The sequence below is a fragment of the Pseudomonas sp. P4_D7 genome (assembly GCF_056401755.1).
In genome coordinates this window covers 95,589-101,637 of sequence record NZ_JBFUIR010000025.1, presented here as the reverse complement: position 1 = coordinate 101,637, position 6,049 = coordinate 95,589, and the positions used below count along the sequence as shown (strand labels likewise).

Here is a 6,049-nt window from a genome sequence, read left to right as displayed (position 1 = left end):
GACAGACCGCTATCGCGAGCAGGCTCACTCCTACAGGGGATCGTGTTACTTATCGGACTTGATGTTGGTCCACACCCGCGTACGCACGCGCTCGAGCTTCTGCGGTAATGGCTGCACGACGTAGAGATTTTTCAGCGCTTCGGGGGTCGGTGTCAGGTTCGGGTTGCCGGTGATTTCCTTGTTGATCAGCGGCATCGAATCCTTGTTTGCATTCGGGTAGCCGAGGAAGTCGCTGATCGGTGCGATCACTTTCGGATCGAGCAGGTTATTGAGGAATTCATGCGCCTCGGCGACGTTTTTCGCGCTCTTCGGAATCGCGAAGGTGTCGAACCAGATCGGCGCGCCTTCCTTGGGCAGACGCCAGTCGACCACTACGCCGTTTTTCGCCTCTTTGGCGCGGTTGCCGAACTGATAGAAGCTGCCGGAGTAACCGATCGCCACGCAGATGTCGCCGTTGGCGATGTCGGTCATGTACTTGGCCGAGTTGAAGTAGGTCACGTACGGGCGAACCTTGAGCATCAGCTCCTTGGCTTTTTCATAGTCGGCGGGGTTCTGGCTGTTCGGGTCGAGGCCCAGGTAATGCAGGGCCAACGGGAGGATTTCCGTCGGCGAGTCAAGCATCGCCACGCCGCAGGATTTGAGCTTTTCCATGTTCTCCGGTTTGAACACCAGATCCCAGCTGTCGACCGGCGCGTTGTCGCCCAGTGCAGCCTTGACCTTGGCCGGGTTGAAGCCGATCAGCACAGTGCCGACCATGTAAGGCACGCCGTACTGGTTGCCCGGATCGTTCTTGCCCAGCAGTTTCAACAGTTCCGGATCCTGATGGCTCCAGTTCGGCAGTTTCGATTTATCCAGTTTCTGAAATACGCCAGCCTTGATCTGCGTTTCGAGGAACTGGTTCGACGGCACCACCAGGTCGTAACCGGAGTTGCCGGTCAGCAGCTTGGCTTCGAGGGATTCGTTAGTGTCGAAGGTGTCCCAGGTCACTTTGATGCCGCTTTTTGCAGCGAAATCCTTGGGCACGGACGGCAGGATGTAGTCCGCCCAGTTGTACACGCGCAGTTCGCGTTGCTCAGCCTGGACAGCGCCGGCCAGCAGCGTCAGCCCACACACAGTGGCACCCAGAATGCGTTTCATCGTGACCATGGTTGTTCCCCAAAAGGCAGCGTGAGTTCGATGGTTTTTATGTTCTGTACACGGCAGCGGCTGTAAAGGTAGCCAAGGGTAAAAAGGTTCAGCGTCTGGTTATGGCTTTGATTCTTGCTGACAGCGTAGCCGCAGCACAGTGGGGGATGGGCCAAAAGGGGATAGATGTGGCCAATTTGATTGACCGCCGGGATGCGGAAACAACAATGCCCGGCACTTGGCCGGGCATTGTCGAGTAACGGATCAGCTCAGTCGGTGTAACCCAATCTCGCCGCCCTGCTTTGCTGAGTCTGGCCGCGTGTGGCCAGGCAGTAATACAACGGCACGGTGACCACCAGGCCCACCAGCCAGGACAAGTCCGCGCCCTCGACCAGATTGGCGTACGGCCCGACGTATAGCGAGGTGTTGGCGAATGGCAACTGCACAATAATGCCGATGAAGTAGGCAATGATCGCGTGGAGATTAAAGCGCCCGTAAACCCCGCCATCAGCGCGGAAGATCGAGGTGATGTCGTAGCAGCCGCGCTTGATCAGGTAGAAGTCGATCAGGTTGATCGACGCCCACGGCACCAGCACCAGTAACAACGCCAGAATCAAACCGATGAACTCGGAAATGAAATCCGCCGATGCACCCAACGCAACCACGCAGCAACCCGCCAGTACCACGCTCGACAACACTACGCGCACCTTGATGCTCGGCGTCCATTGGCTGGCGAAGGTCTGGATCGAGGTGATGATCGACAGCACCGCGCCATACAGATTCAGCGCGTTGTGGCTGATGATATTCAGCAGAAACAACACCATCAGAATCGGCCCGAGCCACCCGGTCGATTGCTTGACCGCGACCATCGCTTCGGTGCCTTCCGGGGTCGCCAGCACCGCAACGGCGCCAAAGCTGAACGACAGAATCGTGCCCAGCGTCGCTCCCAGATAAGTCGCCCAGAACGGCTTGGCAATGCCAATGTCCGCCGGCAGGTAACGCGAGTAATCGGACACGTACGGCGAGAAACTGATCTGCCAGATGATCCCCAGCGATACCGTCGCCAGCCAGCCGGACAAGTTAAAACTGCCGCGAGTGAGAAAGTCCGCCGGCAAGTCATGGGCAAAGATATAGATGAACCCGGCGAGCAACGCGCTGCCCATCACCCAAGTGCCGATGCGGTTCAGCGTGTGAATGAAGTTGTAGCCGATCACACCAATCGCCGTGGCCGCCAGTGCGCCGATCAGAATGCTCAATGGCGCCGGCACAGACGGCGCAATGCCGACGATGGATTTACCCGCCAGGACGATGTTGGAAATAAAGAAACCGATGTAGATGAGCGCGGCGAAGAACACGATCAGCAGCGCGCCGTAACGCCCGAACTGGCCGCGACTCTGGACCATTTGCGGAATACCCATGCGCGGACCTTGCGCCGACGCCAGCGCGATCACCACGCCGCCGATCATGTGCCCGAGCGCAATCGCCAGCAGCCCCCAGAGCAAATCGAGATGGAACACCTGAACCACCATTGCGCCGGTGACGATGGGCAGTGGCGCAATGTTGGTGCTGAACCAAAGGGTGAATAGGTCGCGGGCCTTCCCGTGGCGTTCCGCGAGTGGGACGTAGTCGACCGTATGGTTCTCGATCAACGGATCTTGCCGGGACATCTGGGACATATGCATGAACTCGAGTTTGTCTGTTCTTATCGTTGTATGAAGCCAAACCGGGGGGACTCTGTGGCCGCCCCTCAGATGCAGACCATATTATGGTATTCCAAACAATTCACAAGACTGATCCGTAGTTTACGGCGCCAGCTGATACACCATCCTCGCTGAAACCGTGGCCTGCATACCAGCCGAAAGCCCCGTAAATACTGAGTTTCCGACGAACGCGGCACGTTTATCGGTTCAGCTTAAAAGGCCTTGCAAAGATCGAATACTGGTATACCATCAGACCAACAAACACATAAAAACAGCAGCACCACACCCGAGGACCGACCAATGATCGATGCCGCCATCTACAAACAAGTCATGGGCTCGTTCCCGTCCGGCGTAACCGTTATCACCACGCTGGACGATGACGGCCAGATCGTCGGCCTGACGGCCAGTGCGTTCAGCTCGCTGTCGATGGACCCGGCGCTGGTGCTGTTCTGCCCCAACTACAGCTCTGATTCCTACCCGGTGCTGATCAAGAACAAGCGCTTTGCCATTCACGTTCTCTCCGGCGGACAGCAAAGCGAAGCCTACGCCTTCGCCCGCAAAGGCAAGGACAAGGCGCAAGGCATCGAATGGACCTTGAGCGAACTGGGTAACCCGATCCTGGCCAACGCGACAGCTATCATCGAGTGTGAGCTGTGGCGCGAATACGAAGGCGGCGACCACGCCATCATGGTCGGCGCGGTGAAGAACCTGATCGTTCCCGAGCAAATCGCCGGACCGCTGGTGTATTGCCACGGCAAGATGGGCGCCCTGCCCGTCCTGGCCTGATCGTCAGCCCCGCACAAATCAACTGTAGGAGTGAGCCTGCTCGCGATAGCGATTTATCCGATGTCGATATGTTTTCTGACACACCGCCATCGCGAGCAGGCTCACTCCTACAAGTTTTGTAGCCTCAACAACAAAAGATCCGAGGAAGCGTCATGAAATTTTCCCTGTTCATCCACATGGAACGCTGGGACGAAAGCGTCAGCCACCGCCAACTGTTCGAAGACCTCACCGAACTGACCCTGATGGCCGAAGCCGGCGGTTTCAGCACCGTGTGGATCGGCGAACACCACGCCATGGAATACACCATCTCGCCAAGCCCGATGCCATTGCTCGCCTACCTCGCCGCCAAAACCACCACCATCCACCTCGGCGCCGGCACCATCATCGCGCCGTTCTGGCACCCGTTGCGCGTTGCCGGTGAATGCGCGTTGCTCGACGTCATCAGCAACGGTCGCATGGAAGTCGGCCTGGCCCGTGGCGCCTATCAGGTTGAATTCGATCGCATGGCCGGCGGTATGCCTGCCTCCAGCGGTGGCCAGGCACTGCGGGAAATGGTCCCTGTGGTCCGCGCCCTGTGGCAAGGCGACTACGCACACGACGGCGACATCTGGAAATTCCCCACCTCCACCAGCGTGCCAAAACCGATCCAGCAGCCTAACCCGCCGATGTGGATCGCCGCCCGCGACCCCGACTCGCACAACTTCGCAGTGGCTAACGGTTGCAACGTGATGGTCACGCCGCTGATGAAGGGCGACGAAGAAGTCCTCGACCTGAAGAACAAGTTCCAGACTGCGCTGGATAACAACCCGGATGTGCCGCGTCCGCAACTGATGGTGCTGCGCCACACTCACGTGCACACCGCTGACAATCCGGATGGCTGGAAAGTTGGCGCAAAAGCGATCTCACGTTTCTATCGCACCTTCGATGCGTGGTTCGGCAACAAGCAAACCCCGGTCAACGGCTTCCTCGCACCGAGCCCGGAAGAGAAGTTTGCCGGACGTCCGGAGTTTGAGCTGGAAAGCCTGCACAAGACGGCGATGATTGGTACGCCGGAAGAGATCATTCCGCGGATCAAGTACTACCAGGAACTGGGGGTGGATGAGTTCAGTTTCTGGTGTGACAACAGCTTGCCACATGAGGAGAAGAAGAAATCGCTGGAGCTGTTTATCAAGCATGTGGTGCCGGCTTTTCGCTGAGTCACTGCTGATTGCCTGCGCCAAATAAAAAAGCCCCGAGCAGTTCGGGGCTTTTTCTTTTAAATGGGAAAATGCATATTCCTGCCTGCGAACTCAACCACTTTTAAAGCAACATCACACTCGCGCCAATAAACGGCGTGCATGCTCGGACATTTCAGCGTTATCAACTTTGGTCAGCAATCGCAATTTTTCTCTAGCCTTATCGGTACCAATCTCGTGTAAAGCATAAAGGCATTTCACACCCAGAGCATGCTCGGAAGCGATATACGGATAGCAGGTCAGCGCCGTCTTGAATAAATAGTCGACCGCCCCAGAGTATCTGAACCCCTTCAATTCCCTTGCAATATTCTCGTGACTGATGTGCCAGTCTTCAACGAGTAAACGGCATAACACATCCGCACAACCCTGAGTGAAACCGAACACCGCACCGAATATCAGCAAGCATTCCACACTGTCAGCGTCTTTAATTTCAAGCGCAGTTTCGAGCTCAGCACGCAGGTAATCTTCTGGGATCTCCCCACCCTCAAATAGAGACTCAAGAAAACAGTCTTTTGAGATCCGATGCGACACCAGATCAATCATCAAGTCCTGCTGTTGTTGATTCATAGCCCGCCTCCGAAAAAACTGCTCTCATCGCCAGATTTCTATTCATATCCAGGAAAATCAGACGTGATTTCACAAACAAAACCCGCTAACACAAGAAAATTTCTAGCCTGAGAGAAAACGGAGAAACCGGGAGAAACCGGGGACAGACCACGTTTTCGGAGTTCTTTCTAATCGTGGCCTGCCCCCCATTTACCCTCAAGCCCTCCTAACTGATTGAAACGGGACAAATTCCATGTCGAGTTGTGAGAACATAAGATTCAAGACCATTTTCCTCAGGAATTATCTCAAGCAACTTACGATCATCAAACGTTATTACTAACTTTTCTCCTTTTTCTAAACCCGCCTCTTTCACACAACGATTCAATAGTTCAAAAAGGACGACAGCACTATGAAGATGTTCGCCGTGCCCATGTTTCAACGCCCCCTCATCACCGCAGGCGAAGGGGCACTGAATCAGCACTGACACACCATTATCAAAAATCAGAACAAACGATCCTATTCCGACAATCACGCCTGTAAGAATTGCTGATTTAAACTCAGCCAAATCTCTCTGTTCAATCATTATTACCACCTCATCTTTTTGGCGGAAAGGTATCAGGTGCCAAAGGCACATGTGTATGTCCTCTCGTGCCGGTT

General features: G+C 55.5%; 6 protein-coding genes. 2 read left to right on the top strand and 4 right to left on the bottom strand.

What is annotated here, in order from left to right; genetic code table 11:
• Window positions 1–45: 45 nt before the first annotated feature.
• Window positions 46–1,146, bottom strand: a complete 1,101-nt coding sequence (locus AC1DVF_RS17410) for a polyamine ABC transporter substrate-binding protein (protein ID WP_186624236.1) — start codon at window positions 1,144–1,146, stop codon at window positions 46–48.
• Between the two features lie 248 nt (window positions 1,147–1,394).
• Window positions 1,395–2,801, bottom strand: a complete 1,407-nt coding sequence (locus AC1DVF_RS17405; protein WP_102902122.1) for a purine-cytosine permease family protein — start codon at window positions 2,799–2,801, stop codon at window positions 1,395–1,397.
• Between the two features lie 324 nt (window positions 2,802–3,125).
• On the opposite strand from AC1DVF_RS17405, the gene AC1DVF_RS17400 reads away from it, so the two are divergent.
• Both AC1DVF_RS17400 and AC1DVF_RS17395 read left to right on the top strand, forming a co-directional pair.
• Window positions 3,126–3,611 (top strand): flavin reductase family protein, encoded by a 486-nt coding sequence (locus tag AC1DVF_RS17400; protein ID WP_016987069.1) that lies wholly within the window; start codon window positions 3,126–3,128, stop codon window positions 3,609–3,611.
• A gap of 152 nt (window positions 3,612–3,763) precedes the next feature.
• Window positions 3,764–4,807, top strand: coding sequence for an LLM class flavin-dependent oxidoreductase (locus AC1DVF_RS17395; protein ID WP_077573303.1), 1,044 nt, complete (start codon window positions 3,764–3,766; stop codon window positions 4,805–4,807).
• 114 nt (window positions 4,808–4,921) lie between these two features.
• On the opposite strand, the gene AC1DVF_RS17390 is transcribed toward AC1DVF_RS17395, so the two are convergent.
• The gene (locus AC1DVF_RS17390) at window positions 4,922–5,413 is read right to left on the bottom strand and encodes a hypothetical protein (RefSeq protein WP_477782855.1); all 492 of its coding nucleotides are present in this window, start codon (window positions 5,411–5,413) and stop codon (window positions 4,922–4,924) included.
• A 205-nt stretch (window positions 5,414–5,618) separates the two neighbouring features.
• Window positions 5,619–5,975 carry a hypothetical protein gene (locus tag AC1DVF_RS17385; RefSeq protein WP_477782854.1) on the bottom strand — a complete coding sequence of 119 codons (357 nt, stop codon included), beginning with the start codon at window positions 5,973–5,975 and terminating at the stop codon, window positions 5,619–5,621.
• Window positions 5,976–6,049: the final 74 nt, after the last annotated feature.